The 26,659-nt window shown below is 61.5% G+C and carries 19 protein-coding genes and 1 pseudogene; 10 read left to right on the top strand and 10 right to left on the bottom strand.

What is annotated here, in order from left to right:
* Positions 1 to 2: 2 nt before the first annotated feature.
* Complete coding sequence (xylB, locus tag MJP36_RS16810; RefSeq protein ID WP_244383518.1) at positions 3 to 1,493, top strand: xylulokinase; 1,491 nt, start codon at positions 3 to 5, stop codon at positions 1,491 to 1,493.
* Here xylB and MJP36_RS16805 read toward each other — a convergent pair.
* Positions 1,462 to 1,902, bottom strand: a complete 441-nt coding sequence (locus tag MJP36_RS16805; protein ID WP_244383517.1) for an Lrp/AsnC family transcriptional regulator — start codon at positions 1,900 to 1,902, stop codon at positions 1,462 to 1,464. The genes xylB and MJP36_RS16805 overlap by 32 nt on opposite strands.
* 109 nt (positions 1,903 to 2,011) lie before the next feature.
* Here MJP36_RS16805 and MJP36_RS16800 point away from each other — a divergent pair, with 109 nt between their 5' ends.
* Positions 2,012 to 2,914 (top strand): DMT family transporter, encoded by a 903-nt coding sequence (locus tag MJP36_RS16800; protein ID WP_244383516.1) that lies wholly within the window; start codon positions 2,012 to 2,014, stop codon positions 2,912 to 2,914.
* 113 nt (positions 2,915 to 3,027) lie between these two features.
* Entirely contained in the window at positions 3,028 to 5,334 is a 2,307-nt protein-coding gene (locus tag MJP36_RS16795; RefSeq protein WP_244383515.1) for a hypothetical protein, read from the top strand.
* Between the two features lie 63 nt (positions 5,335 to 5,397).
* Here MJP36_RS16795 and MJP36_RS16790 read toward each other — a convergent pair whose 3' ends face one another.
* Complete coding sequence (locus MJP36_RS16790; RefSeq protein WP_244383514.1) at positions 5,398 to 7,386, bottom strand: peptidase U32 family protein; 1,989 nt, start codon at positions 7,384 to 7,386, stop codon at positions 5,398 to 5,400.
* Positions 7,387 to 7,683: 297 nt separating this feature from the next.
* Positions 7,684 to 8,064 (bottom strand): RidA family protein, encoded by a 381-nt coding sequence (locus tag MJP36_RS16785; RefSeq protein ID WP_060753077.1) that lies wholly within the window; start codon positions 8,062 to 8,064, stop codon positions 7,684 to 7,686.
* Between the two features lie 182 nt (positions 8,065 to 8,246).
* On the opposite strand from MJP36_RS16785, the pseudogene MJP36_RS28145 reads away from it, so the two are divergent.
* Together MJP36_RS28145 and MJP36_RS28140 are read left to right on the top strand one after the other, a co-directional pair.
* Positions 8,247 to 8,966 (top strand): annotated as a pseudogene (locus tag MJP36_RS28145) (PAS domain-containing protein); the annotation flags it as partial.
* The gene (locus MJP36_RS28140) at positions 8,955 to 9,602 is read left to right on the top strand and encodes a methyl-accepting chemotaxis protein (protein WP_425226346.1); all 648 of its coding nucleotides are present in this window, start codon (positions 8,955 to 8,957) and stop codon (positions 9,600 to 9,602) included. The pseudogene MJP36_RS28145 and the gene MJP36_RS28140, both read left to right, overlap by 12 nt.
* A gap of 46 nt (positions 9,603 to 9,648) precedes the next feature.
* Here MJP36_RS28140 and MJP36_RS16775 read toward each other — a convergent pair whose 3' ends face one another.
* From MJP36_RS16775 to MJP36_RS16755, 5 genes are all read right to left on the bottom strand, one after another.
* Positions 9,649 to 10,971, bottom strand: coding sequence for an OprD family porin (locus MJP36_RS16775; protein WP_244383512.1), 1,323 nt, complete (start codon positions 10,969 to 10,971; stop codon positions 9,649 to 9,651).
* A 355-nt stretch (positions 10,972 to 11,326) separates the two neighbouring features.
* Positions 11,327 to 12,196: an isocitrate lyase/PEP mutase family protein gene (locus MJP36_RS16770; protein ID WP_244383511.1), complete on the bottom strand. Its 870-nt coding sequence runs from the start codon at positions 12,194 to 12,196 to the stop codon at positions 11,327 to 11,329.
* Positions 12,197 to 12,337: 141 nt separating this feature from the next.
* Positions 12,338 to 15,406 carry an efflux RND transporter permease subunit gene (locus MJP36_RS16765; RefSeq protein WP_244383510.1) on the bottom strand — a complete coding sequence of 1,023 codons (3,069 nt, stop codon included), beginning with the start codon at positions 15,404 to 15,406 and terminating at the stop codon, positions 12,338 to 12,340.
* A 9-nt stretch (positions 15,407 to 15,415) separates the two neighbouring features.
* A complete protein-coding gene (locus MJP36_RS16760) occupies positions 15,416 to 16,603 on the bottom strand; it encodes an efflux RND transporter periplasmic adaptor subunit (protein ID WP_244383509.1) in 1,188 nt (395 codons plus the stop codon).
* A gap of 16 nt (positions 16,604 to 16,619) precedes the next feature.
* A complete protein-coding gene (locus MJP36_RS16755; RefSeq protein WP_244383508.1) occupies positions 16,620 to 18,215 on the bottom strand; it encodes an efflux transporter outer membrane subunit in 1,596 nt (531 codons plus the stop codon).
* A 280-nt stretch (positions 18,216 to 18,495) separates the two neighbouring features.
* On the opposite strand from MJP36_RS16755, the gene MJP36_RS16750 reads away from it, so the two are divergent.
* A complete protein-coding gene (locus tag MJP36_RS16750; protein ID WP_244383507.1) occupies positions 18,496 to 19,452 on the top strand; it encodes an ABC transporter substrate-binding protein in 957 nt (318 codons plus the stop codon).
* Between the two features lie 23 nt (positions 19,453 to 19,475).
* Positions 19,476 to 20,795: an LLM class flavin-dependent oxidoreductase gene (locus MJP36_RS16745; protein WP_244383506.1), complete on the top strand. Its 1,320-nt coding sequence runs from the start codon at positions 19,476 to 19,478 to the stop codon at positions 20,793 to 20,795.
* Here the strand turns inward: MJP36_RS16745 and MJP36_RS16740 are convergent, their stop codons facing one another.
* Positions 20,796 to 21,794, bottom strand: coding sequence for an NADP-dependent oxidoreductase (locus tag MJP36_RS16740; protein WP_244383505.1), 999 nt, complete (start codon positions 21,792 to 21,794; stop codon positions 20,796 to 20,798).
* Positions 21,795 to 21,887: 93 nt separating this feature from the next.
* Positions 21,888 to 22,670, bottom strand: a complete 783-nt coding sequence (locus MJP36_RS16735; protein WP_244383504.1) for an SDR family NAD(P)-dependent oxidoreductase — start codon at positions 22,668 to 22,670, stop codon at positions 21,888 to 21,890.
* Between the two features lie 134 nt (positions 22,671 to 22,804).
* Between MJP36_RS16735 and MJP36_RS16730 the strand changes: the two genes are divergently transcribed.
* The 3 genes from MJP36_RS16730 (at position 22,805) to MJP36_RS16720 (ending at position 26,655) form a co-directional block, all read left to right on the top strand.
* Positions 22,805 to 23,398 (top strand): TetR family transcriptional regulator, encoded by a 594-nt coding sequence (locus MJP36_RS16730; protein ID WP_244383503.1) that lies wholly within the window; start codon positions 22,805 to 22,807, stop codon positions 23,396 to 23,398.
* A 162-nt stretch (positions 23,399 to 23,560) separates the two neighbouring features.
* Complete coding sequence (locus MJP36_RS16725; RefSeq protein ID WP_244383502.1) at positions 23,561 to 25,696, top strand: TonB-dependent siderophore receptor; 2,136 nt, start codon at positions 23,561 to 23,563, stop codon at positions 25,694 to 25,696.
* A 290-nt stretch (positions 25,697 to 25,986) separates the two neighbouring features.
* Positions 25,987 to 26,655 carry a GntR family transcriptional regulator gene (locus MJP36_RS16720; RefSeq protein ID WP_060753065.1) on the top strand — a complete coding sequence of 223 codons (669 nt, stop codon included), beginning with the start codon at positions 25,987 to 25,989 and terminating at the stop codon, positions 26,653 to 26,655.
* Positions 26,656 to 26,659 lie beyond the last annotated feature (4 nt).

Raw genomic sequence — 26,659 nt, 5'->3', positions numbered from 1 at the left:
GTATGAGCAGTCCTGTTTCCCTCGGCATAGACCTCGGCACCTCGGAACTCAAGGCGATCCTGATGGACATCGACGGCGTCGTGCTGGCCCACGCCGGGGTGCGCTTGAGCGTGTCGCGGCGCCACAATGGCTGGTCCGAACAGGCGCCGCAGGATTGGTGGCTGGCTTGCGTGCAGGCGCTGGAGCAATTGCGTGCCCATGAAGCCTACGCCCGTGTCGCCTGTATCGGCCTGTCGGGGCAGATGCACGGCGCGGTGTTGCTGGGCAAGGACGACCGCGTGTTGTACCCGGCCATCCTGTGGGATGACTCGCGGGCGGTGGCCGAGGCCGAACAACTGGGCAGCGAGTTTGCCGAAGTGACCGGCAGCTTGCCCATGGCCGGGCTGACCGCGCCCAAGCTGCTGTGGCTGCAACAGCATGAGCCTGACGTCTTCGCCGCGATTGATTGCGTGTTGTCGCCCAAGGATTACCTGCGGTTGCGCTTGAGCGGCGAACGCATCAGCGAGATGTCCGATGCCGCCGGTACGCTGTGGCTGGACGTGGCGCAGCGTGAGTGGTTTACCCCGATGGTACGCGCCACGGGCCTGCTGCCGCGCCAACTGCCCCGGCTGGTCGAAGGCGGTGCCGCCAGTGCCGTGTTGACGGCCGGCGACCTGGGGCTGGCGCCTGGCGTGGTGATCGCCGGCGGCGGTGGCGACAACCCGGTGGCCGCCGTAGGTATGGGTGCCATCAACGCCGGCGATGGTTTCATCACCCTGGGCACCAGCGCGGCCATCGTCGCCATCACTGATCACGCTGCCGGCAACCCGGGCAGTGCGGTGCACAGTTTCTGCCATGCATTGCCGCGCCGCTGGTACACCATGGGGGCCATGCTGGCCGGGGCGAGTTGCCTGCGCTGGGTCACGCGGCTGACCGGCATGCCGGACGAACAGGCCTTGCTGGATCAGATCCAGGCGCAATGGCCGATCGAGCAGCCCGTGCCCCCGGAGATGCCGCTGTTCCTGCCGTATCTGGCCGGCGAGCGCACGCCCCACAACGACCCGCTGCTACGCGGCGGCTTCATGGGCCTGGGCCATGATTGCACGGCGGCCATGCTCGGTTATGCGGTGCTGGAGGGCGTGGGTTTCGGTTTGTTGGATGCGTGGCACGCGGTGCAATCGGCCGGTGCCCACGTCGAGCGCTTTGCCTTGGTTGGAGGCGGGGCGCGCAGTGAATACTGGGCACAGCTGCTGGCCAATATTCTGCAGCGGGAAGTTTTCACGCTGCGCGGCAGCGAGTTAAGCGCCTGTATCGGTGCGGCGAAGCTGGGGTTCCTGGCGATCGGGCAGGGCGACAGGCTGTTGGAAACCGGCATGCCGGTCAAGGCGCGGTACTGGCCGGACCTCACGCAGCAGCCGCGGTTAAACGCACGTTATCGCCAGTTTCAAGGCTTGCTGGCCGCCGCCAAGGGGCTGCACGCCGTCAGTCAGCCAAGGGCGGCAAGCGCCGTTTGACCGGGGTTTTCTTGACGATGGCGGTATTGGTTTCGGCGTAGGTGTTGAGGCGGTCGAGCAGGGTGTCGAGCTGTTCCATGGTGCGCACATGCAAGCGTGCGATAAAGCAGTCATCACCGGTGACCTTGTCGCACTCGGTGAACTCGGGAATGGCCTGGATCTGCCGCTCCACTTCCTGCAATTTGCCGGGTAACGGGCGGATGCGCACGATGGCTTGCAGCAGGTAGCCGAAATGCCGGGGGTCGATGTCGACCGTGTAGTGAGTCAGCACGCCGCGCTCCTCCAGACGGCGCAGGCGCTCGCCAACGCTGGGCGAGGACAACCCGGCGATGCCCGCCAGAGCCTTGAGCGACAGCCGCGAGTCATCCATCAAGGCGGCGATCAGTTGCTGGTCGATGGTGTCAATCATGATGTTCGCCTAATAAGAAAAGGTGATTTTGGTTTTTTGCCTTTTTTAGTCGCTGGAGCCACTGCCAAGCAGATTGCCATAATTGAGCCTCACTTGAGGAGTCTCAATCATGGATACATCCATCCGTCGCGGGTCATGGGAAATGGTCGCCGCCATGCTGATCTCCGGCACCATTGGCTGGTTTGTGCTGGTGTCTGGCGTGTCGGTCATCGAAGTGGTGTTCTGGCGTTGCGGGATCGGGGGGCTGACGCTGCTGCTGGTGTGTGCACTACTGGGCTATTTGCGCCTGGACTTGCTCACCTGGGCCACGCTGGGGCTGGCCATGCTCAGCGGGGTGGCCATCGTCGGCAACTGGCTGCTGCTGTTCGAGTCCTATTCCCGCGCGTCCATCGCCATCAGTACGGCGGTGTACAACGTCCAGCCGTTCATGCTGGTGATGTTGGCGGCGGTGTTTCTCGGGGAAAAGATCACTGTGCAGAAACTGGCGTGGTTGAGTGTGGCGTTCCTCGGCATGCTGGCGATTGTCACCGCCCATGGCGCGCAACAGAGCGGCGGCGGTGATTACTTGACGGGCATCGCCCTGGCCCTGGGCGCGGCGTTTTTGTACGCGGTGGCGGCGCTGATCATCAAACGCCTGAAAGCCGTGCCACCGCACTTGATGGCCTTGATCCAGGTCATCACTGGTGCCTTGTTGCTGGCGCCATTGGTGCCCTGGAACAGCTTGCCGGCGGCGGGCAACGCATGGGCGGCCTTGGCCACCCTTGGCGTGGTGCATACCGGCTTGATGTATGTATTGCTCTACGGCGCGATCCAGAAACTGCCGACGGCGATCACCGGCGCGCTGTCGTTTATCTACCCGATTGCAGCCATTTTCGTGGATTGGATTGCGTTCGGACATCGCCTGGGATGGCTGCAATGGCTGGGCGTGGCGGCGATTCTGCTGGCGGCGGCAGGGTTGCAGCGGGGTTGGTGGTGGCCCCTGAAAGCCCCTGGCCGAATTGAAAAGGCGTGATCCCTGCGCCTTAGATGGAACAGATTCCTACGCAGGTGCCACACAGGGTGTACGGATGCCAGGTTGCGGGTCTACCGCAGCCTGGAGCAAATTCCCCACCCCAATGGCGAACGATGAAAACCACTCTTTTTACCTTTCCAACCCCTGACTACCTGGCAGGAAACGTTCAAGCCGCAACAGAACCCGGCAACGTCCGTCACAAGCGTGCGCTTGATGCCCCTGCGGCGGTGAAGCGTGAGTTGGCGGCGGCGCCGTCGGGCCTGAGCAAAAACTCGGCCAGCTGGGTGAGTTTTCAGCATGGCGTCAATCTGGCTGAAGGCATCGAGCCTGGCTCATCCAAGCGCATGACCCAGCAAGAGCTGATCGCTTTGCCAGGGAAAATGAGTGCCACGGCGGTGACCCCCGAGCAGGCGCTTTTCATTGCTGCGGCACGCGTAGGTCCTGCGCTGGAATGGGCGGTGGCGAATGGCATCCTTGAGCGGAAAACCGAATATTCACAGGCGGACATTCAAAAAGCCGTTGCCGCACTGGACAAACACCTCGAAGAAATAGCGGACGCCGTCAACAGTCTTTCCACGCCCATGCCGATGCGCAAGGACTATTTCATCGGCACACAGCAGGTGTCCCCGATCAAGGGCCATGCCGACCCGGATAACAAAACCTACCCGGTGGCGCTCTACGACGACAAACGGTTCGGTGAGGACTTCAAAACGGATCTGGCGAACAAGAAAACCGCCTACGCCACGATCCTCCAGGAGGTGTTCTCGACCTTGCCCGTGCCGGACCAGATTGCTATCGCCCAGGGCGACGTCGGTGTGTATGCAATGAAGTCATCGGGAACGGACGGCAAGCTGGAGCGCCGTACGTTCTTGCTCAAAGCTGTTCATCAGGGCAAGACCCGCGTGTATGAGGTCAACCCTGAACAGGGAACGGTGGTTAAACGGGATGACTATATCGGTGTCTTCCAGGGTAGCAGTGTGATCGGAAAAAAACGCTTGCCCGACGGTGGTTACTCCGAGACGTTCACGGCGTGGCAAAAGCCGAATATTCAAGGCAGTCAGTACCAGGCCAAAGTGGATAAGCAGCCCGGTGTGCAGCCGGACAACACGTCTTTTTCAGCGCAGCTTTACGCGCTGGAGCCCCTGGGGGAATTGCCGGCACCGGCTGCAGGTGCGACCACTCAGTCCAACTCGCAGGCGCTGTTCCTGGAGCGCAACAAGCAGCTATCGACGCTAGTCGGCGAGAAGTTGTTTTACCTGAGCGATCTGGACTTGCTGCACAGCGCACAAGAGGACCCGGAACGCGTTACTGACGCCGAGAAAGATGACCGGAAAAACTATCAGGCATTCAAGCAAGAGAGGGAAAAACGTCGCGAAGTGCTGAAAGGTTTTGTGCCTCTCTGGCACGGAATCGAAGCAATCAGTGCCGGGCGCCCCATAGAAGGGCTCGCGCAGATATGGATAGATATTCTGTCCTTTTTGCTGCCGGTCGAAAAAGTCGTCACCGAAGTTGTAACGAGTGGCATCCGACTGGTGAAACCGGTCATTCCGAAGTTTCTGAAACCCTCAACCCACTTTGCCAGTTACACCTTCAGGCCGGGTGCGCCAGGCGTCGCATGGGAAGGCGGTGTACAGGGATTGAAATGGGCGCCCAATACCTCGCAGAACCTGGCCAAGGGCGTCAATCAGTTCAAATTCAACGCAACGCCGCTCTCCAAGGCCGGCTCGGGCATGCGTGAAATCGAGTACAACGGCGCCAGATATTTTGCCGGTGCCAAGCCGGACGCCGGGGACAACGTGCACTATCTGCTGCGGGTACCGGACCCTCAAGACCCGACCCGGCTGGTGAGCAGCGGCATTATTGCCAAGCCGGATGAAACCGGCGTCTGGGCCAGGCGAGGGGTTCAAGGCGGCGAACGCCCCGGCGCAAAGAAAACGCAGGCAACGGATGCGAGTTCGAAAGGTCGCCTCCAGGCGCCCGGCAACACGGCGGCAAGTCAGAAATTGGTGAACCATCCAAACTGGCAGTCGGTAGTGGATTCGGGCACGTACAACGGGCAGCCGGTTTACATTCATTACACCAATAAGGAAGGCGCAGAAGCGATTACGCGGCAGTTGAGTATTAATGATGCCTCGCGTGAAGCCACGCGTGCCGGCTCCAAAGGCGGGGTCTACGTTAACCCACCGGGCCAGCAATTTAATGGTGAAAACGTCGAAACCCTGTTGTTTTTGGGTAACAAGCGCTACGAGGGGCGAGGTGACTATATGGTGATATTCAGCACCGATCAGGTGCCGACGAATTTGGGTCCTGTCACGGCGGGCAGTCCGTTCGTCGAGCTGAAGTTTCCCAAAGGCATCAAACTGACGTCGGCGAACTTCCTGTACGCGGGGCCTAACACGTTTCCCAATTATTTCGGTTGAGCGCCGCTGAGGCGCCAGGCGTCGGTTTCGTCCAACGCCTGGTTTATACCTCTCTGGGTCGACTCAGTGCGGTGCGCGCGGGATGGTCTTGAGCAAGTCATCCGGGCTGATGTAACCGACCACACTGCCAGGCTGCGGCAGGCCGAGGATATGCCCCTTGATCTTGCCCACCACGTGCATCTCGCAGGGTTTGCAGTCGAACTTGAGCGTCAGCACTTCATCGCCATGGATCAATTGCATCGGCGCCACCTTGGTCTTCACGCCCGTCACCCCCTTGGCCTGTTTAGGGCACAGGTTGAACGAGAAGCGGAGGCAGTGTTTGGTGATCATCACCGGCACTTCGCCCGTTTCTTCGTGAGCTTCGAAGGCCGCGTCGATCAGCTTTACGCCGTGACGGTGGTAGAAATCCCGGGCCTTCTGGTTGTAGACGTTGGCCAGGAACGACAGGTGCGCTTCCGGGTACACCGGCGGCGGCGAGGTTTCAGCCTTGCGCCCGCCCCGTGGATGAGCGGCAACGCGAGCGGCGGTCAGTGCTTCGATCACTTCGCGGCGCAAAGCCTTGAGCTGCGAGTTGGGGATGAAGAACGCTTGCGGTGCATCCAGCTGGATGTCGGTGGCGTGGTACTCGGTGGTGCCCAGTTGGCCGAGCAGGTCACGCAAGGTCTCCAGCGCCTGTTCCGGCTTGTTGGCCACGCCAAACGGGCCGGGCAGGGTGACGCTGGCACTCAGGCCCTCTTCGCTGGTGGCGGTGACTTGCAGTTGGTCTTCACGCAGGCGCGCTACCCAGGACAGGCCGATACGGCGCTCGGCGGAGGTCTTGAGCAGCGCCTGTTGCCAGTTATGGTCCAGGTTGCGGTTCAGTGGGTGGTTGGGGCGCAACTGGTGCAGGCCGGCCGGCATTTCATTCGGCTCGACGCGGTAGCGGTAGCGCTTGGCACCGTCTTCTTCGAACTCGCCTTTAGGCTCGGCGATGTTGGCGCGAAAACCGACGACTTCGCGTTTGATCAGCACATTGAGGCCATCACCATTGGACAGCGGCTCATGGGTCACAACTTGCAGGTCGCGCTTTCCGGTTTTTTCCACCACGCCGACCGGCAGGCCGGTGAAGGTCGGGGTGTCGAAGGCGCCGATGTCGATCTTGCGATCGCTGACGAAGTAGTCGGTGCTGCCACGGTGGAAGGTTTTTTCCGGGTCGGGCAGGAAGAAATGCGCGGTGCGGCCACTGGACGCGCGAGCCAGGTCCGGGCGGTCTTCGAGGATGTCATCGAGGCGCTGGCGGTAGTAGGCGGTGATGTTTTTCACATAACCCATGTCTTTGTAGCGGCCTTCGATCTTGAACGAACGTACGCCGGCTTCCACCAGGGCGCGCAGGTTGGCGCTCTGGTTGTTGTCCTTCATCGACAGCAGGTGCTTTTCAAAGGCCACGACGCGGCCCTGATCGTCTTTCAAGGTGTAGGGCAGGCGGCACGCCTGGGAGCAGTCGCCACGGTTGGCGCTGCGGCCATTCTGCGCGTGGGAGATGTTGCACTGCCCGGAGAATGCCACGCACAGGGCGCCGTGGATGAAGAATTCGATGGCGGCATCGGTCTCGTCGGCGATTGCACGGATCTCTTGCAGGTTCAGCTCACGGGCCAATACCAACTGCGAGAAACCGGCCTGGTCGAGAAACTTGGCGCGGGCCAGGGTGCGGATGTCGGTCTGGGTACTGGCGTGCAGTTCGATGGGCGGAATATCCAGCTCCATCACGCCCAGGTCTTGCACGATCAGGGCATCGACGCCGGCGTCGTACAGCTGATGGATCAGCCGGCGCGCCGGTTCCAGCTCGTTGTCATGCAGGATGGTGTTGATGGTGGTGAACACACGGGCGTGATAACGCCGGGCGAATTCGACCAGTTGAGCGATATCGCTCACTTCATTGCAGGCGTTATGGCGTGCGCCGAAGCTTGGGCCGCCGATATAGACGGCATCGGCGCCATGCAGGATCGCCTCGCGCGCAATGGCGACATCGCGGGCAGGGCTGAGCAATTCCAGGTGATGCTTGGGCAAGGACATAGTTTTTTTAGTCAGGCTTGTCACGGTTGAGGCGCGCATTGTAGCCGTGAAACGCTGGGCGGGCACCTACCATAGGGCCGGTGTGCAAACCGCTCAATCCTTGTGGGAGGGGGCTTGCTCCCGATGGCGGCCTGTCAGTCAGCTTATTTGTGACTGATGCCCCGCTATCGGGAGCAAGCCCCTCCCACAGGATTATGCGGTGTGCAGGGCGCCGGCGCTTAACAATGCAGGTCACCCATGCGGCACAGGTGGAATGAGGATTGGCTTACCTGCACACAATTTATGGGAGGGGGCTGTTCAGGCTTTGGCGGCCATCGCGGTGACTTCGACGCGCATGCCTTCAACGGCCAGGGCGGCAACGCCAACCGCGGCGCGCACGGGCCAGGGCTTGGCGAAAAAGCGTTTGTAGACCTCATTGAACGCGGCGCGGTCGGCCATATCGGTAAGATAAATGGTCAGATGCATCACGCGGTCCATGGAGCTGCCGGCTTTTTCCAGGGCGACTTTCAACGCCTGCAGCGTGCATTCGCTTTGCAGGCTGATATCACCCAGTTCCAGGCTGCCGTCGGCGCGGGTTGGAATTTGCGTGGAAACCAGGATGCCGTTGAAGCCGATAACGTCGGAAGAGATCGAATCGGCGTCGGGATCGGGGGTAAAGCTCAGGTCGTGGTTGGCCATGATGGGCTCAGGTCGAGGAAAGGGCAGCCAGTCTAAACACTGGCACCGCGCCGGTCACTTCTGTGGCATTTATGATCAATTACTTGGCGTCAATTAATAATTATTTTTTGCGCCTCAAGTCACTATTTTTCTGCCGATACTAGACTCAAGCATCAGTGAAAACGCTCGAGTGAGGGTACGTCATGTTCAATAAAGCGCTTAAAGCAGAACTGGCGGCCAGGACGGCCGAAATTACGCAATACAAGGGATTGTTCGCCGCACTCGACCGTTCAATGGCGGTGGTCGAATTCGACCTGACCGGAAAGGTATTGCGCAGCAATGAGAACTTCCAGAAAACCATGGGGTACACCGCCGATCAGTTGGTCGGCAAATCCCACCGTGACTTTTGCCCGTCGGATTTGACAGGCAGTCCCGCCTACGCGGCGTTCTGGAATGAGCTCAAGGCCGGCAAGTTTGTATCGGGCACCTTCAAACGTTTGGATTCCCACGGTAAAACCGTCTGGTTGGAGGCCAGTTACAACCCGGTGCCGGATGCACAGGGGCAAGTGTTGAAAGTGGTCAAGTACGCGCTGAACGTGACGCAAAAAGTCGAACAGGAAGCCGCCACCCGCAGCAAGCTGGCGGCCCTGGACCGGGCGATGGCGGTTATCGAGTTTGATTTGAGTGGAGTGGTGCTCGACGCCAATGAAAACTTCCAGCAGGTTATGGGCTACTCGCTGGCGGAACTCAAAGGCAAGCACCACCGTATGTTCTGCGAGCCGGCACTGGTCAACAGCGGCGAATACAGCGACTTTTGGCGCCGCCTGAACAACGGCGAATTCTTCACCGGGCAGTTCAAGCGCATCGGTCGAGGTGGGCGTGTGGTGTGGTTGGAAGCCAGCTACAACCCGGTGTACGACGGCGACGGCAAGTTGATCAAAGTCGTCAAGTTCGCCAGTGACATCACCGAGCGCGTCGAGAAGTTCGAGGAAGACTCTCGCGGGGCATCCCGGGCCTACCATATTTCATCCGAGACCGAGCGTTTTGCCGAGCATGGCACCGAAGTGATCCAGGAGACCGCCAGTGAAATGCGCCGCATCGCCGATAATATCGGTGCCTCGGCACGGCTGGTCGGGCAGTTGGGCGATCGTTCCGAGCAAATCACCGCGATCGTCAATACCATCCGCGGTATCGCCGACCAGACCAACCTGTTGGCGCTTAACGCCGCCATCGAGGCGGCCCGCGCAGGCGATCAGGGGCGTGGTTTTGCCGTGGTGGCCGACGAGGTCAGGCAACTGGCCGGGCGCACCAGCCGCTCCACCGCGGAAATTGCCGAGATGATCGGCATGATCCTCTCGGAAACCCGCGATGCGGTGTCCAGCATGAATGCGACCCAGGAAGGCGCGCAGCGTGGGGTCAACCTGGCCGACCAGGCCGGTTCGGTGATTTTGCAGATACGCACCAGTACGGGTGACGCGGTCCGTGCGGTGAGTATGTTTGCCTCGAAACTGGATGAGTCCGAGGTGATCCCTAAAACCGCCGTCGGCTGGGTAGGGTAGTGTGCCTGCACCGGCCGCCCGCTGGGCTGGCCGGTGCAGGGCGTGGTTACAGCAGGGTGAACGGGTAGTCGACGATCACCCGCAGTTCATTCAACTTGCCGTCGCCCTGATCGGCGTTGGATGACACCATCGCGTCACGCAGGCGAAACGACAGGTTTTTCGCCGGGCCGCTCTGTAGCACGTATTTGGCCTCCACATCGATCTCGTGGTGGTCACCCTCGGCACCGTAGTCGCCGGCATAGGCACTGTTGGCCGGTGTGTGCGTGCCATTGATGTCCGAACCGTTGACGTAGCGGGTCATGAAACTCAGGCCGGGGACGCCGAAACTGGCCATGTTCAGGTCATAGCGGATGCCCCAGGACTGCTCGCCCGGACCGTTGAAATCGCCCCACTGGATCGAGTTGGCCAGCAGCACCGAATCGCCACCTTCACCCGCGCCGTTGTTGCCCGTGCCGATGTAGTCGAACGGCGTGTCGCCATGCACTTTCTGGTACGACAGCGTCAGGGTATGCGCCGCCAGGAACGAGTAGGCTGCGGCGACCGAGTACGTCGTGTTGTTGATCGCCCCGGCTTTGGCGCTGCCGGTGTCGAGGGTGCGATACAGGTTGCCATCCAGTGCCAGTGACTGGTCGTGGCTCAACGGGATCACATAGTTGAGGTTGGTGTAGTACTGGCGCCAGATATCTTCCAGTTCACCGGCATACAGCGTGGCGCTCAACGACGGCGTGAAGGTGTACTTGCCACCGACGAAGCTTGCGCTGTTGGCCGCCACGTTGGCGTAAGTGGCGTAGATATCGTGGTCATGGTTGCTGGTCATGCCGCTGTTGGTGCTGGTGAAGTGCCCGGCCTCCAGGTCCAGCCCGGCGATCTCGCTGCTGGTCAGGTCAAACCCGGTCGCGGTCTGCGGCAAAATACGTGTGCCGCCGGTGGCGAAGACCGGGGCGGTGGGCTGCATGTCACCGAATTTCAACTGGGTCTTGGAGACCTTGATCTTCACGTCGGCGCCCACTGAACCGTAGCCATTTTCAGGGTCGCCATGCCGGTCGGTCGGCAATTCGCCGGTGCCCGCGTCGGCGTGCGTGGCGTCGAGCTTCATCGCGCCGTAGGCATAGGCATCCACGCCAAAACCGATAGTGCCCTGGGTAAAGCCCGAGGCGTAGTTGAGCATCGCGCCTTGGGTCCAGTCGCGGTTGTCAGCCTTGCCGCTCTGGCGGTCGCGGTCAAAGTAATAGTTGCGCAGCAGCCCCGTAAGGCTGCTGCCTTCGATAAAGCCCTTGGACTCTGCCTGGTCGGTCACCGAATCGGCAAAGCTGAGTTGGCTGATGCCGACGCCTATCGCCAGCGTCAACAGGCTGCACTTTCTGATCATGTTCTTATTTCCCCGAAATAATGAGCGCGCACAGTTACACCGCACTTTATTGAAAGACGCATAGGTTTAATGGGCAGGGATTCCAGGTGAGCGCAGTGCCGTTTTTATTGTGCTCGACGTGTTTGTCGAGTCCTGATTATTAACGGATTTTTCGCGGTGCGCAGCGGGAAGCGGGATTAAACTCGATTAATTAAACTTCACACTATTTAATCGGTTGGGGGTGTAGCGTGGTCAGGGTCTTAGCCGCTCTGCTTCGACACTACCCTTTGGTTTGCCGCCGCAGGTTCTGCGGCGGCTTTTTTATATCCACTTACAGCAGTGGCCGGGTATTCCAGCGCGAACTACTGGCGGACTATTACTCTTTCACATCCATGAATTCTTCAGCCCAGGCCACGTAGCTCTCCGGCAACGTGTAGGTATGCGTCAACTCGGTGGCACTCAGGTTCGAGGTGCTGTGGGTCAGCTTGCGCTGAGCGCGCAGGCTGTCGTAGGTGGCCTTGATCGAGGCAAAGTAGGCGCCATGCCCGGCCACCACGATGCGTACGCCCAGGCTGGCCAGGCGCGCGCTGTCATGGAGCAGGGGATTGCCGTAGGTCACCAGCATCAACGGCACCGTGAGGTTCGCCGCGATCTGCTCAAGGTGCTCGAAGTCTTTGACGCCGACCATGCAAATGCCATCGGCGCCGGCTTTTTCATAGGCCTTGGTGCGCTCGATGACGTCGGCGGTCGGCAACACACCGGCGTTGGTGCGGGCGATGATCGAGAGTTCTGGATCGACACGCGCCTCCAGCGCCGCCTTGACCTTGCCGATGCCTTCTTCGATGGAAATCAGGTCGGTGGATTTACGCCCGAACTGCGCCGGCAGCAGGGTGTCCTCAATCGTCAGCGCCGCCACGCCGGCACGCTCAAGCTCCTCGACGGTGCGCATCACGTTCAGGGCGTTGCCATAACCGTGGTCGGCGTCGGCGATAAAGGGCAACTGGGCCACGCGCCCGATGCGGGTGGCCTGTTCAACGAACTCACTCAAGGTGATCAGCGCAAAATCGGGAGCTGCAAGTACCTGCAACGAAGCGACCGAGCCACCCAGGATACCGACCTCGAACCCCAGGTCGGCCGCGATACGCGCGGACATGGGGTCGAACACCGAGGCGGTTTCAACGCACATTTTCTTGGCAAGCAATTCACGGAAGTTGCGGCGCAACGCTGAGTGAGAGATTTTTGGCATGTTCTTTCCTGGCTCTGTCGTCTTCAGTGACGATCACTGTCTATTCATGGTGGCGCGAGGTTACCACGCAGGCGAGCCGGGGATTATGACGTTTGAGCATGGGGTAGGCGCCCTGCACATGGTGCACCTATTTGGGGCGGATCAGGGCGCTCGCGCCGGCTCTGAATCGAGCCGCGATTGCCCGGTTTCGTGAGCGTGCGTGGCTCCCATGAACAGGTACATCGCCGGTACCATGAACAGCGTCAACAGCGTCCCGATCGACAAGCCGGCGAAGATCACCAAGCCCATGTCATGGCGCCCAGCCGCACCGGCCCCGGACGCCCACACCAGCGGCACCACGCCCAGCACCATCGCCGCCGTGGTCATCAGGATAGGGCGCAGGCGCACGGCGGCCGCTTCTTCAATCGCCTCACGCTTGCTGTGGCCGGCGCGTTGCAATTGGTTGGCAAACTGCACGATCAGAATCCCGTGCTTGGTGATCAACCCCAGCAGCGTCACCAGGCCCACCTGGGTGTACACATTGATCGACGCGTAGCCCATGGTGATAAACGCCAACGCGCCGAACAACGCGGGCGGCACGGAGAACAGGATCACCACGGGGTCGCGAAAGCTCTCGAACTGGAAGGCGAGCGCCAGGTAGACGATCAGGATCGAGAACAGCAGCAGGCCGACGAACCCACCAGACTCCTGCATGAACTGCCGCGACTCGCCGGCGAAGTCCGAGGTGTAGCCGGAAGGGGCAACGTGGTTGAGGATCGTGTTCAGCTTCGCCAGCAACTCGCCCTGGGCCACACCGCTGACGCCGCCCAGCGTCGCCGAGTTGAGTTGCTGGAAGTGGTTGATCGATTCCGGCTGGGTCGAGGTCTCGATATGCGCCACCGTACGCGCCGGTATCATGTTGCCGGCAGGTGTGCGGATGTAGTAATCGAGGATCTGCTCGGGGTTGAGGCGGTTGACCTGCAATACCTGGGGAATGACTTTGTACGAGCGCCCGGCGGTGGAGAAATAGTTCACGTAATTGCCGCCCAGAGCGGCTGACAACGCGGCGCCCACATCGGCCTGGGTCATGCCCAATGCGGCAATTTTTTCCCGGTCGACCACCAAGCGTGCCTGGGGTTTGTCCAGCTTCAAATCCATATCGGCGAACCAGAACAGCTGTTGTTTCAGGGCCTCGGCCATGACCGCCTGCGCGACTTCGTTGAGGTTCTCCACCGAGTCGGTGGTGGTGATCACAAATTGCACCGGCAACCCTTGGGCCCCCGGCAGCGAGGGCAGCGGGAAGGCCGCGATGCTGGCCCCCGGCACCTGATTCCATTTTTGCTGGAGGTCCAGAATCAGTTGGGCCTGGGAGCGGGTGCGGTCGCCCCAGGATTTGAGCAGCACGCCGCCCAGGCCCTGGTTGAGTGCCGGCAGGCCGGTCAGTTGGAACATCTGCGCGTATTCGGGTTCTTTGTTGGCGATCTGGAACGCCTGGTCGGCAATGCGCTCCATCTGCTGCGGTGACGCCGTCGGCGGGCCCTTGATCTGCATGAACACCAACCCCTGGTCTTCGGTGGGCGACAGTTCGCTCTTGGCCGTCATGCCACTGGCCGCGACCAGCAGGAACAGGGCAAAGCCGAAGGTCACTAGCACCGGCCAGACGTCCAGTCCGCCGGCCAGCACGCGGTGATAGCGTTTGCGCAACCAGTCGAAATACTGGTCGAGCCGCCGGGCGAAACGGCCTTCTTCCTGCCCAGGCTTGAACAGCCGCGACGTCATCATCGGTGAGAGTGTCAACGCCACCACGGCCGACACGGTCACGGCGCCTGCCAGCGAGAAACAGAACTCCTTGAACAGGGCGCCCGTGAGGCCGCTGCGCAGCCCGATCGGCACGTAGGCGGCCACCAGCACCACGGTCATCGCAATGATCGGGCCGCCCAGTTCGCGCGCCGCGATCAGCGCGGCGTCCAGTACGCCTTTACCTTCCTCCTTGATATGCCGGTCGACGTTTTCCACCACAATAATCGCGTCGTCCACCACCAGCCCTATCGCCAGTACCAGGGCGAGCAGCGTCAGCAGGTTGATGGAGTACCCCAACAGGTACATGACAAAGAACGTTCCCACCAGTGACAGCGGAATCGCCACCAGCGGCACAATCACCGCACGGAACGAGCCGAGGAACAGGTAGATGACCACCGAGACGATGATCATGGCTTCGACCAGGGTCTTGACCACCTCGTAAATCGACGTGTTGATGAACTCGGTCGAGTCATACACGATCTCGCCGCGCACCCCGCTGGGCAATTGCGATTGCAGCTCGGGGAACGCCTCGCGCACGCTGCTGGCGACCGTCAGGATGTTCGCCGTGGGAGCCGCCTTGATGCCGATGAACACCGAGCGCTTGCCGGAGAACGCCACGCTGCTGTCGTAGCTTTCGGCGCCAAGGGTGACGGTCGCCACATCCTCCAGGTACACCAGCGCATCGCCTTTGTGCTTGATGACCAGGCGCTTGAACTCATCCACCGTGTGCAAATCAGTGCCGGCCGTCAGGTCGATCGTCACCGACTGCCCACGGGTCGAGCCCACGGCAGACAAGTAGTTGTTGTTGGCCAGGGCGGTGGAGACGTCCTGCGCGGTGACGTTGTGTGCCGCCAGTTTGTCCGGGTCGAGCCAGGCGCGTAGGGCGAACTGGCGGCCGCCGAGAATCTCTGCGGTTTGCACGCCCTGGATCGAGTCGAGCTTGGGTTTGACCACCCGCACCAGGTAGTCCGTGATGTTGTTGGTGGGCAGCGTGTCACTGTAGAACCCCAGGTACATGGCGTCGGTAGTCTGCCCGACGGCCACCGTCAGCACCGGTTCCTGGGCCTGGGCGGGCAGTTGGTTCTTCACCGAATTGACTTGGGTATTGATCTCGGTGAGGGCCTTGCTCGCGTCGTAGTTCAGCCGCAGGGTGGCGGTGATGGTCGAGACACCGGTGATGCTGGTTGAGGACAGATAGTCAATGCCTTGGGCTTGAGCAATAGCCGCTTCCAGCGGCTGGGTGATAAAGCCTGCGACGGTGGAGGCGTCCGCACCGTAGTAGGCGGTGGTGATGGTGACCACCGTGTTTTCGGTGCGCGGCCATTGGTTCACCGGTAGTTCGAAGATCGAGCGCAGCCCCAGGATCAGGATGAACAGCGAGACCACTACGGCCCAGACCGGTCGGTGGATAAAGGTATCGGTCAGTTTCATGGGACACCTTTAATGTTCTTGGGGAGTCGGAGCCGGGTCGTTCAACGGCGCGGCGCGGTTGTCGACCTTCACCGGCGAGCCATTCTTGAGTTTCATCTGGCCGCTGGTGATCAACAGATCGCCTTCTTTCACTCCGGACACAATCGCCACCTGGTCGCCCCGGGTCGGGCCGGTCTTGATAAAGGTTTGTTGCGCGCTGAGCACTTCCTCACCCTTGTCGTTTTTACTCGAGGTGGCGATGAACACGGTGGTGCCGTAGGGGTTGTAGGTCACCGAGGTCTGTGGAACGGTGAGGTAGCGTTGGGAAGCGCCGGAATTGACCACGGCGCGGGCAAACATACCGGGCACCAGGCTTTGCCTGGGGTTCTCGACGGTGGCTTCGACGGTGACGTTGCGCGTGGTCGGATCGAATTGGGTGTCGACCGTGCTGATCCGCCCCGTGAAGGTTTGTTCGGAAAGGCCGTCGGCGGTCACCAGGACCTGTTGGCCGATGGCAAGGGACCCGAGCTGGTTCTGTGGGACATTGAAGTCGATATAGATGGGGTCGAAAGTCTGCAGCGTGGCAATTTTGTCGCCTGGGTTGAGGTATTGGCCGGGGTTGACGCCGGTGATCCCGATACGCCCGGCAAACGGTGCGCGAATGGTCTTTTTCGCCACCAGCGCGCGTTGTTGTTCGGCGGCGGCAAGTTTGGCCTTCAAGTCTGCCGTGTCGGTGTCGACCTGGGCCTGGGACACCGCATTGACCGCCAATTGAGCCTTGTTACGCTTGAGCACGATGCCCGCCAGGTCGGCAGTCGCCTCCAGGGAGTGAAGCTGCGCGACGTCGGCGTCGGCATTCAACTGCACCAGCAGCGCCTGGGCCGCCACCTGCTGCCCGGGCGTGAAACCGAGGGTGCGCACGATGCCGCCGACTTCGGTGGTCACGTCCACGCCGCGCACCGCCTTCATCGAACCCACGGCGGACACGCTGGGTTGCCAGTCGGCATACGGCACTGGCATCGCGGTCACCACGGCGACGGGTAGCGGCAGTTTTGACTGGGCGATCAGCGCGGAAATCTGCACGAATTTCACCCCGACGATGATCGCGACAATCAGCAATACCACCGCGATCATGATCAACATCGGCCGCCACAGTCGACGCTTGCGCGGTACGCCGGGCTCGGGGGGCGGGGGAGAGGCAGTCTGGACGTCGGCCATGGAGAGTCTCACGGGTTCAATGATTCGATTCAGTCCAGCCCGCCGCTGTGGCGGGCGTCGCGTGCGCATTGTCGGCCGGCATCAGCTCCCGCCATGACGGCAGGCCGAAGCGGTCCGGCTGGCCCCGGGTGGCGGGGTCGACATCGGTGCGGTTCCACCAGCCGCCTCCCAGCGCCTGGAAGAGGGCCGTGGTATCGCTGTAGCGAGCAGCCTGCGCCCTGACCCGCGCCAGCACGGTGTTCTGGTAGGTCTGCTGGGCGCTGAGCAGGTTGATGTAGGCCACCGCGCCCAGGCGGAATTGGGCCTGCACCAGGTCCAGGTTGGCTTGCGCCGAGCGCTCAGCGGCAACCTGCTGGTCGAGGGTCTCGGCGTCGGCTTCGAGGGCGCGCAGTGCATTGGCCACGTCCTGAAACGCGACCAACACGGTGCCGCGATAACGCGCCGCGGATTCATCGTAGGCCGCCACGGCGGCGCGTTTGCGATGCTCCAGGGCGCCGGCATCGAAGATCGGTTGGGCAATCCCGCCCGCCAGGCTCCAGACGCCGGAGCCGGCCGAGAACAGCCGGGTGCCGCTCGCCACCGTGGAGCCCACGGAACCGGTGATGCTGAACTGCGGCAACTGATTGGCGACCGCCACGCCAATGTTGGCGCTGGCCTGGTGCAATTGAGCCTGGGCCGAGCGCACGTCCGGTCGCTGGCCGACAATCGCCGAGGGCAGACTGACGGGCAGGTCTGTCGGCAAGTGCAGGGAGGCCAGTTGGAAACTTTCGTCGCGGTCCTGATTGGGGAACCGGCCGAGGTAGGTCATCAGTTGGTTGCGAGTCTGCGCCAGCTGCTTTTGCAGGGGCGGCAGGGTGGCGCGGGTCTGGGCCAGCGCGGTTTGCTGCGTGAGCACGTCGGCATTGCTGATGGCGCCCAATTGTCGTTGGGCTTGCAGGACGTCGAGCTGATCGCTCTGCAGTCGGATGATGGCCTCGGTGGCCGCCACTTGATCGCGCAAAGACGCCAGGCTGACCGCCGTGTTGACCACATTGGAGGTCAGGGTGAGGTAGGTCGCCTCCAGTTGGAAGCGTTGGTACTCGGCCTGGGCCGTGGACGATTCGATCTGCCGGCGCGTGCCGCCGAACACGTCCGGGGCATAGGACACGCTCAGCGACGCCGAGCTGAGCGTAAGGATGGGCGATGAGGGGGCCCCCGTCGTGACGCCCGAGACTTTCTCCCGGGTCTTCTGGAGATTGGCGTTGACGGCGGGAAACAGCGACGCCTGGTCGATGTAAACCTGCTCATTGGCCTGGCGCAAGACCGCTTGCGCCGCGCTGACATCCGGGTTGGCACGCAGGGCTTCTTCAACCAGGGCATTTAATGTCGTTGAGTGGAACAGCGTCCACCATTGCCCCGGAATGTCCATGCCCGCGATCAAGCGCTGCGCCGCGCCGCCGGTGTCGATATCGGCCTGGGCGGTGGTCGTCAGCGGTTCTTTTGTGTAGCCGGCCGCTGCGGGCACCTCGGGGCGGCTGAAATCCGGCCCGACCGTGCAACCGGCAAGGGCCAGGCACAGCAGGCCAAGCTGAGCCAGGAGAGGTGATTCACGCCGCCGCGGATGCTCTTTCATATCGACTCTATTAATCAGTTGGGCAACTGCTTTTTTGTCGAGCAATGCGTGCAGGTATCTGCGGGCGATCTACAGAAATGACCCTGGGCGCTGGACTCAAATCAGTGTAGGTGGTGCACGGCGCTACGCAATGTCGGCGTATTCCCGGGGGCGTTTCTATGGGGTTGAAAATGCATTGTGCGCATTATTATAGAATTAGGTTATGCGTTATCGGTATTTTACACGCGCTGATCAGTCCCCCATCTTGTCCGTCCCCAAAAACAGGTAGCTGGAGACAAATGTGCGTGATCTGACAAAACGGGTAGCCGGGATGGTTGCCGCATTGCTGTGTCTGAGCGCGCACGCGCAAACGCTGGTGGTGGGCGACCAGAGCTACAACGCTCAGGCCGTGATGGAGGCGGCGGGCGTGCTCGATGACCTGCCTTATCAGCTGGAGTGGAAACAGTTCACCGCGGGCTCGCCGGTCGCCGAAGCACTCAATGCCAACAGCCTGGACATCGGTTTGCTCGGTGATGCCCCGGTGTTATTCCTGGGCGCGTTGGGCGCGCCGATCAAAGTCATCGCCATCAGCCGGCAAAATCTCGCCGGCGTGGCGATTCTGGTCAGAAAGGATTCGTCGATCCACAGCCTGGCGGATCTGGCGGGTAAGCGTGCGGCCGTGTGGAAGGGCTCCTGGAGCCAGCAACTGCTGCTGACCGCACTCGACAAAGCCGGGGTCTCGCGAGACTCACTGGAGTTGCGCTACCTCAGCGCGCTGGACGCTTCCCATGCCCTGGAAGGCGGTTCGGTGGACGTCATCGCCACCTGGGAACCCTATGTCACGCAACAGGAACGCCAAGGTGCGCGCGTGCTCGCAACGGCTGACGGCCTGATCCCGGCCCAGAGCTTCGTTGCCGCCAATGCCAAGGCCGTGGATGCCAAGCGTGCGCCGATCAATGACTTTCTCCAACGCCTGAAGAAAGCCCGCGACTGGACCCGCCAAAGCCCGGCCAACGCCGATGCTTATGCCGATGCCTGGGCCAAGCGCACCCGGGCCGATGCGGATATCGCCCGCGCCTGGTTTGCCCGCGCCCGTACCACCGTGGAGCCGGTGACAGCCCAATCGCCGCTGGAGGCGCAAAAGACCGTGGACTTCTTCGCCAGCCAAGGCTTGGTCAAGTCTTACCCGGCCGCCAGTCTGTTCGACAACTCGTTCTCGGCGGCACTGCAACCCGCCGTCGTTACAACACAGCCCTGAACGCCGCAAGGAACACCTTGGACATGACCAAAAGACAGCTCAAACTTGGCGCCTTGACGATGGGTTGCGGCGGCCCGGGGCGCCACAACCTGTGGCTTGACCCGCAATTGCCGGCCGATGCCAGCGTCAACATCGACTGGTACATCGACATTGCGCGCCAGGCCGAGGCGGCCTTGTTCGACTTGATGTTTATCGTCGACAGCCAGTTCATCACGCCGGGGTCGCCATCCCATTACCTGAATCGCCTGGAGCCGTTGACGCTGTTATCGGCACTGGCCGTCAGCACGCGCCATATCGGGCTGGTCGGCACCCTGACGACTTCTTACAACTCGCCTTACAACGTCGCACGCCGCCTGGCCTCGCTGGACCTGATCAGCAAGGGCCGCGCCGGCTGGAACGTGGTCACCAGCGGCGACGCCGGTACCGCCGGCAACTACAGCCGCGATGAACATTATGACTACGACACCCGCTACGGCCGTGCAGCCGAACACGTGCAAGTAGTGCAGGGCCTGTGGAACTCCTATGAGGACGATGCCTTTGTGCGCAACCGCGCCACCGGCCAGTTTTTCGACCCCAGCAAGTTGCACAGCCTGAATCACCAGGGCGAGCATTTTTCGGTGGTCGGCCCGCTGAACATCCAGCGCTCACCCCAAGGCCAACCGGTGATCTTCCAGGCCGGCGACTCGGAGCAAGGCCGCGAGCTGGGCGCCGCCACGGCGGACGTGATCTTTACGCATGCGGCCAGCATCGAGCAGGGCCAGGCTTTTTACCGGGATATAAAGGACAGGGCCGCGCGGCACGGTCGCGATCCCGAACAACTGCGGGTGATGCCCGGTGCGGAAATCTATGTGGGCGACACCGATGAACAGGCCCGTAAAATCGAGCGACACTACCATCAGGCCGACCACAGCTTTGAATTGGCCTTGAAGGAGTTCGGGCGCAATTTCGGCTGGCATGATTTCAGCCAGTACGACCTGGATGCGCCGTTTCCGCAGGAGAGCCTGGAGGCTGCGCGCAGCAGCTTTTTCACTGCCGCCAAACGCATTGCCGACCAGGCCCGGGAAAAAGGTTTTACGTTGCGCCAGGCCGTCGAATTCGGTCGACAACTGCGCCCGGGGGCCTTTGTGGGAACGGCGGCAACCGTTGCGCAGAAAATGGCGGAGTGGTTCGAGGCGCGGGCGGTGGATGGGTTCAATATCTATATTGGGCATCCGGAGCAGTTCGAGCGCTTTACCCGTGAAGTCATACCGCTGTTGCAGGAACGCGGTGTGTACCGCACGGCCTATGAAGGGACGACGTTGCGCGAAAGCCTGGGGCTGAAGATTCCGAAATCGGTGACCTAATCACTTGAGCGTAATCACCACCTTGCCCCTGGCGCGCCCCTGCTCGACGTACGTCAACGCCTGCGCCGTGTGTTCCAAGGGGAAGGTGCGGTCAATCACCGGCTTGATGATTGCGGCCTCGATAAGCTCGGTGAGCTGCTGCAGTTGTGCGCCATCGGCCCGCATGAACACGAATGCGTAGCGCACGCCCTGTTTGCGCGCCTTGCGCCGAATACCCAGGCTCAGCAGACGCATGACTTGCTGCAGTGGCCAGGACAGCCCTTGTTCGCGGGCGAATTGGACCGTGGGTGGTCCTGAGATGGAGATGAGCTGCCCACCGGGCTTGAGGACCTTGAGCGACTTCTCCAATACATCCGCGCCGAGGCTGTTCAGCACCACGTCATAGTCCTGCAGGACACTTTCAAAATCCTGCTGTGTGTAGTCGATCACCCGGTCGGCGCCCAACGCCTTGACCCATTCCACATTGGCCGTGCTGGTGGTGGTAGCGACAAAGGCGCCGAGGTGTTTGGCGAGCTGGATTGCGAGCGTGCCGACACCGCCTGACCCTGCGTGGATCAGGACTTTCTGGCCCGGTTGCAGGTGTGCGGTGTCGACCAGCACTTGCCAGGCGGTCTGGGCCACCAAGGGGATCGCTGCGGCGTGTGCCATGTCGAGATTGGCGGGCTTGCGGGCGAGCGCGTTTTCGTCCACGGCGATGCGTTCGGCGAATGTCCCGATGCGGGTTTCAGGTGCGCGGGCGTAGACCTCGTCTCCCGGTTTGAAGCGTTTGACTTGCGAGCCCACTTCCACCACGACCCCGGCCAGGTCATTGCCCAGGATCAACGGGAGTGGGTACGGCAGGATCAATTTGAAGTCGCCTTTGCGGATCTTCGCGTCCAGCACGTTGACGCTGCTGGCGTGCACCTCAATCAACACGTCGTGCGCCCCGACTATCGGGGAGGGCACCTCGCCAAGGCGACCAGTGTTCTTGCCATAGCGATCAATCAAAAAGGCTTTCATCGTGACGCTGCTCTTGTCGGTGGGCAGGCGTCGATGCAGGGCCTTGGGCGCCTGCACCTAATCCTGTTGGGATGATCGTGACTCAGTGATCGCTCAGGCCAGGTAGCGCTGGGCAACCGCGGACTGACGGATTTGCTCAAGCAAGCCCTGACGGGCGGTTTGCAGGCCATCCCAGCGTTCAGCTTCGTGCAGCGGCGGAATCGTCACCACCTCACGACGGTCGAAGCCGACCAGTGCGGCATCCACCAGATCGCCCACTTCCATGATTTCGTTCAGGGTGTTGATGTCGATGCCGGAGCGATCCCAGATTTCCGTGCGGGTTGCGGCCGGCAGTACGGCCTGCACATACACGCCCAGAGGCGAAAGCTCCAGGCTCAGGCCCTGGGAAAGGAATAGCACAAAGGCCTTGGTCGCACCGTAGACCGACATGCCGAACTCCGGCGCCAGGCCGACCACCGAACCAATATTGATGATTGCACCGTCGCCGGCCTTGGCCAGACGTGGAGCGATGGCACTGGCGAGCCGCACCAGCGCGGTGGTGTTGAGGGCGACCAACTGCGCGACGCTGTCGGTGCTCTGGTCGATAAAGCGGCCGGACAGCGCCGCGCCGGCGTTATTGACGAGGATTCCGATGCGGGCATCGTCGCGCAGACGGGTTTCAACGCGGGTCAGATCGTCGAGTTGGGTCAGGTCGGCGGGGATGATCTCGATGCTGACCTTGTGTTCGTCGCGCAACCTTGCAGCGAGTGCTTCCAGGCGCGCCTGGTCTCGAGCGACCAGCACCAGGTCGTGGCCGCGTTGCGCGAAGCGTGCGGCGTAAACCGCGCCAATGCCGGTAGAGGCGCCGGTGATCAAAACAGTAGGGCGATTGCTCATGGTTCATCTCTCTGGGTGGGTTTTGCGTGTTTTTATGATGATGATCGAAATCTAAGCTGTCAACGGTTTTGATTATGACTGGCATCTATGTATCATGGAGCGCAGGTTTTCCCGTTGAACACGAGGTATGACAGGTGAGAGTGACCAAGGCGCAGGCGCAGGCCAATCGAGAGCACATCGTTGAAACGGCTTCCGAACTGTTCCGCGAGCGCGGTTTTGATGGTGTCGGCGTCGCCGATCTGATGGCGGCGGCCGGCTTCACCCATGGCGGTTTCTACAAGCATTTCGGCTCGAAGGCCGACCTGATGGCCGAAGCCTCGGCCTGCAGCCTGTCCAAATCGCTGGTGGGGGCTGAGTCGCTCGATGTTGCTGGCTTCATCAACCGCTATGTGACCCGAGAGCACCGCGACCGACGTGGCGGCGGTTGCACCCTGGCGGCGCTGGGGGGCGACGCGGCGCGTCAATCGGATGAGCTGAAAACCACCTTTGCCGAAGGCATCGAACAGCTCCTGCACACGCTGGGGCAGAAATACCCGACGGGACCGGATGCAGAGGCGGGTGAGGGCAGGAAGAACATGATCGACCTGATGTCTCGAGCGGTTGGCGCGATTGTCTTGTCGCGGGCTTGCCCGGACGATTCCGCGCTGGCTGACGAGATCCTTGAAGTGTGCCGTGCGCAGATGTTGGCTTCGTTGGACGTTGCGGCCAGTGACGGCGCTCCTGCTTGAGCGCCTTTTTCGCGTGGAGTGTTTAAGCGACTGGTACCCAGTGGATTCTCAAAAAGCGCGTTAATGAGAATTAGTGCTAAACGAGAACTGTTGATATAAGATCCGCCGCGAATTCCTGGCAGGTCCACCTTCTCGTCGGCTCATCCACAAGGTCCAGCATCCATGCGTCGTACCCTGATTTCCCTCTGCGTGCTTCAAGCAATTTCCCCTTTAGCCTGGGCGCAGGATGCACCCTCTGAAAACGCCAGCCTCGAATTGCAAGCGACCACGGTCACGGGCGAGATGGACAGTGAGACGGCCCAAGGTCCGGTCAGGGGCTACCGCGCCACACGTTCGGCCAGCGCGACGCGTACCGATACCTCGATTCACGAAACGCCCCAGTCCATCAGCGTCGTCCCCAAGGAGGTGGTCGAGGACCTGGGTGCGACGCGCTTGCAGGAAGCCCTGGACTACGCGGGTGGCGTTGGCCGGGCCAACAACTTCGGCGGGCAGGGGCTGACCAGCTTCACGGTGCGCGGCTTTACCACCGCCGAGTTCTATCGCAACGGTTTTCCGATCAATCGGGGCTACCCGAGCATGCCGGATGCCAACAGCATCGAGCGTCTTGAAGTACTGCGCGGGCCTGCCAGCCTGCTCTATGGGCGTGGCGACCCTGGCGGCACCTTCAATGTGGTCTCCAAACAACCCCTGGCCGAGCGTACGGTCACGCTGGGCAGCCAATTGGATGACCAGGGCATGCGGCGCGGCACGCTCGATGCGTCCGGCCCACTGGATGAGCAAGGGCGCCTGGCCTACCGGCTGAACGTGGTGGGTGAGGGCGGCGACACCTTTCGCGATCATGTCTCCACCGAGCGTTATGGCGTGGCGCCGGTGTTGACCTGGCAGGCCACGGACGACACCAAGGTGACCTTCGAAGGCGACTTCATGCGTAACAATCACCCACTGGATCGCGGCCTGACCCGTTTCGCCAACCAGCGTGGCACACCGTCACGAGACACCTTCTGGGGTGAGAAGTACGCCGGTAACCTGCACAACGACAACAACATGGCCCAGTTGCGTTTCGAACATCTGCTCAACGATAACTGGACCCTGGCCGGTGGCTTCCAGTGGCTGGACGGGACGATGAAGGGCAATGGCGTTGAGGCGAACAATGCGACGAGCCTGAATGCCGACGGACGGACCCTGCAGCGCAACTTCAACTACCGCAAGCTGGATTGGACCGACAAAGACTACCAGCTCAACCTGACCGGGCACTTTTCCCTGGGCGGTCTGGACCACACACTGCTGACCGGCATTGAGTACGAAGACTACGATTACAAGTCCATCATCCAGCGTTCCAGCGCCGCAACGGGCGCGTTCCCGATTGATATCTTCAACCCGGTCTATGGCCAGCCACGACCTGCGCTGACCCGCACGCCAACCCACGATAAAGAAAACCTCAAGACTTACGCGGCTTTCATCCAGGACCAGGTGGCGCTGACCGAGCGCTTGAAGGTCCTCGCGGGTGCGCGCTTTGAGCGCTTCGAGCACGAATACGAATCCTACGTACCGGGTGTCAGAAGCTGGAACGCTGCCGACAACGCCGTCACCCCACGTGTCGGTGTGATGTATGACCTTACCGACACCGTCGCGCTCTACGCGGATGCGGCGCGCTCGTTCAAACCCAACACGGGTGCCAGTCGTCAAGGCGGCGGGTTTGATCCGGAGCAGGGCAAGTCCTTTGAAATGGGCGTGAAGTGGGAAGCGCTTGACCGGCAGTTGAGCGTCGACGCAGCGATCTACCAGATCGACAAGAAAAACGTTCAAGGTGTCGACCCCGTTGACTCGGCCTTCAACGTGGCGACGGGGCAGGTGCGCAGTCGCGGCTTCGATCTGAACGTGGCCGGCAACCTGACGCCCGAGTGGCGGATGATCGGCGGCTATGCCTATGTAGATGCTGCGGTGACCAAGGACACCACCATTCGCACCGGTACGCGCCTGGCGAACATCCCGCGCAACAGTTTCAGCCTGCTTAACGTGTATGAGTTCCAGGACGGCGCCCTTAAAGGGTTGGGCCTGGGCGCCGGTGGTAAATACGTGGCCGAACGCGCCGGGCAAACTGCCAATAGCACCTTCACGATGGGGTCCTACACGGTCGTTGACCTGCTGAGTTACTACAAGGTCAACGAAAAGGTCAGGCTCAATCTTGACGTAAAGAACCTGTTCAATCGTGAGTACGAAGAAGGTTCTTTCCTGAACTTCTATGCCTACCCTGGCGAACCGCGTACGGTCCAGGTGGGGATTTCCTACACCCTGTAACCCCGCCAGAACAGGGCGAGAAAGTCGTCATTCCACGCAGCCCTTGCCCGGTCGGCGACCGCCGCGCCGGGCAAAAGCCCGATTGTGACTGCGCCTGGAGCGTGCTCACTCATAGGGCATAGGTGTGCTGTTTGGTAGCACACCGTGCTGGTCGTACGCGGCGGTCTCGCCGCTACTTTCCGATTTATGCAGCCGATTCAACCCCTTGCCTCCCTTCACGCGAGATGGCACGCATTCTGCTTTTATGTATCCGTGGATAATTGGATACAAAAAATCAAAAGGTGCCGCCGATGCAATTTGCCCCTGCTTACGTAGACCGTCAGCCCCTGACTGCCGAGGAGGAGGCCTACAACTACCTGCTGGAAGCCATTTGCAGCGGCCGCTACCGCAAGGGTGACCGGCTGATTGCCGAAGACATCGCCAGTGAGGTCGGCATGAGCCGCATGCCGGTGCGCGAAGCGTTCCGGCGCCTGGATGCCCAGGGCCTCGTTACCCTGCGACCCAACCGTGGCGCAGTGGTCAGCGGCCTGGATATCGATGAGCTGCATGAGGTGTTCGAGATGCGCAGCGCCCTGGAAGGGCTGGCGGTGCGCGTGGCGGTGGGCCGTATCGGCGAACGCCAGCTGGCGGCCCTGGAACGCCTGCTGGACGAGATGGACGACTACCGCGACGAGAGCGCCGCCTGGGTCCGTCGGCATCGTGCGTTTCATGAATACCTGTGCAGCCTCAGCGGTCGACCGCGTTTGATGAAGCAGATTTCGGCCTTGTATTCGCTGGTCGAGGCGCCCATGCGCTTATGGTTGCAGCACGGTGACAAGCCGCTCAGCGCACGCCAGGAACATGCGGTGATCCTCGACGCGATTCGGGCCGGTGACGCCGCCCGCGCCGAAGCCGTGGTGCGTGAACACATCGAAGGCACGGTGCCGGCGCTGATTCAATTCCTGCAAGCGGAAAAATAATAAA

It is taken from the genome of Pseudomonas palleroniana (genome assembly GCF_022836895.1).
GTDB lineage: Bacteria > Pseudomonadota > Gammaproteobacteria > Pseudomonadales > Pseudomonadaceae > Aquipseudomonas > Aquipseudomonas palleroniana.
The sequence above is the reverse complement of the archived record's forward strand: the minus strand, read 5'-3'. Positions and strand labels throughout refer to the sequence as shown.

Excerpts from the sequence above, each read along its gene's own strand:
- xylB (WP_244383518.1), top strand. The coding sequence starts at position 3 with ATGAGCAGTCCTGTTTCCCTCGGCATAGACCTCGGCACCTCGGAACTC.
- MJP36_RS16805 (WP_244383517.1), bottom strand. The coding sequence starts at position 1,902 with ATGATTGACACCATCGACCAGCAACTGATCGCCGCCTTGATGGATGAC.
- MJP36_RS16800 (WP_244383516.1), top strand. The coding sequence starts at position 2,012 with ATGGATACATCCATCCGTCGCGGGTCATGGGAAATGGTCGCCGCCATG.
- MJP36_RS16795 (WP_244383515.1), top strand. The coding sequence starts at position 3,028 with ATGAAAACCACTCTTTTTACCTTTCCAACCCCTGACTACCTGGCAGGA.
- MJP36_RS16790 (WP_244383514.1), bottom strand. The coding sequence starts at position 7,386 with ATGTCCTTGCCCAAGCATCACCTGGAATTGCTCAGCCCTGCCCGCGAT.
- MJP36_RS16785 (WP_060753077.1), bottom strand. The coding sequence starts at position 8,064 with ATGGCCAACCACGACCTGAGCTTTACCCCCGATCCCGACGCCGATTCG.
- MJP36_RS16775 (WP_244383512.1), bottom strand. The coding sequence starts at position 10,971 with ATGATCAGAAAGTGCAGCCTGTTGACGCTGGCGATAGGCGTCGGCATC.
- MJP36_RS16770 (WP_244383511.1), bottom strand. The coding sequence starts at position 12,196 with ATGCCAAAAATCTCTCACTCAGCGTTGCGCCGCAACTTCCGTGAATTG.
- MJP36_RS16765 (WP_244383510.1), bottom strand. The coding sequence starts at position 15,406 with ATGAAACTGACCGATACCTTTATCCACCGACCGGTCTGGGCCGTAGTG.
- MJP36_RS16760 (WP_244383509.1), bottom strand. The coding sequence starts at position 16,603 with ATGGCCGACGTCCAGACTGCCTCTCCCCCGCCCCCCGAGCCCGGCGTA.
- MJP36_RS16755 (WP_244383508.1), bottom strand. The coding sequence starts at position 18,215 with ATGAAAGAGCATCCGCGGCGGCGTGAATCACCTCTCCTGGCTCAGCTT.
- MJP36_RS16745 (WP_244383506.1), top strand. The coding sequence starts at position 19,476 with ATGACCAAAAGACAGCTCAAACTTGGCGCCTTGACGATGGGTTGCGGC.
- MJP36_RS16740 (WP_244383505.1), bottom strand. The coding sequence starts at position 21,794 with ATGAAAGCCTTTTTGATTGATCGCTATGGCAAGAACACTGGTCGCCTT.
- MJP36_RS16735 (WP_244383504.1), bottom strand. The coding sequence starts at position 22,670 with ATGAGCAATCGCCCTACTGTTTTGATCACCGGCGCCTCTACCGGCATT.
- MJP36_RS16725 (WP_244383502.1), top strand. The coding sequence starts at position 23,561 with ATGCGTCGTACCCTGATTTCCCTCTGCGTGCTTCAAGCAATTTCCCCT.
- MJP36_RS16720 (WP_060753065.1), top strand. The coding sequence starts at position 25,987 with ATGCAATTTGCCCCTGCTTACGTAGACCGTCAGCCCCTGACTGCCGAG.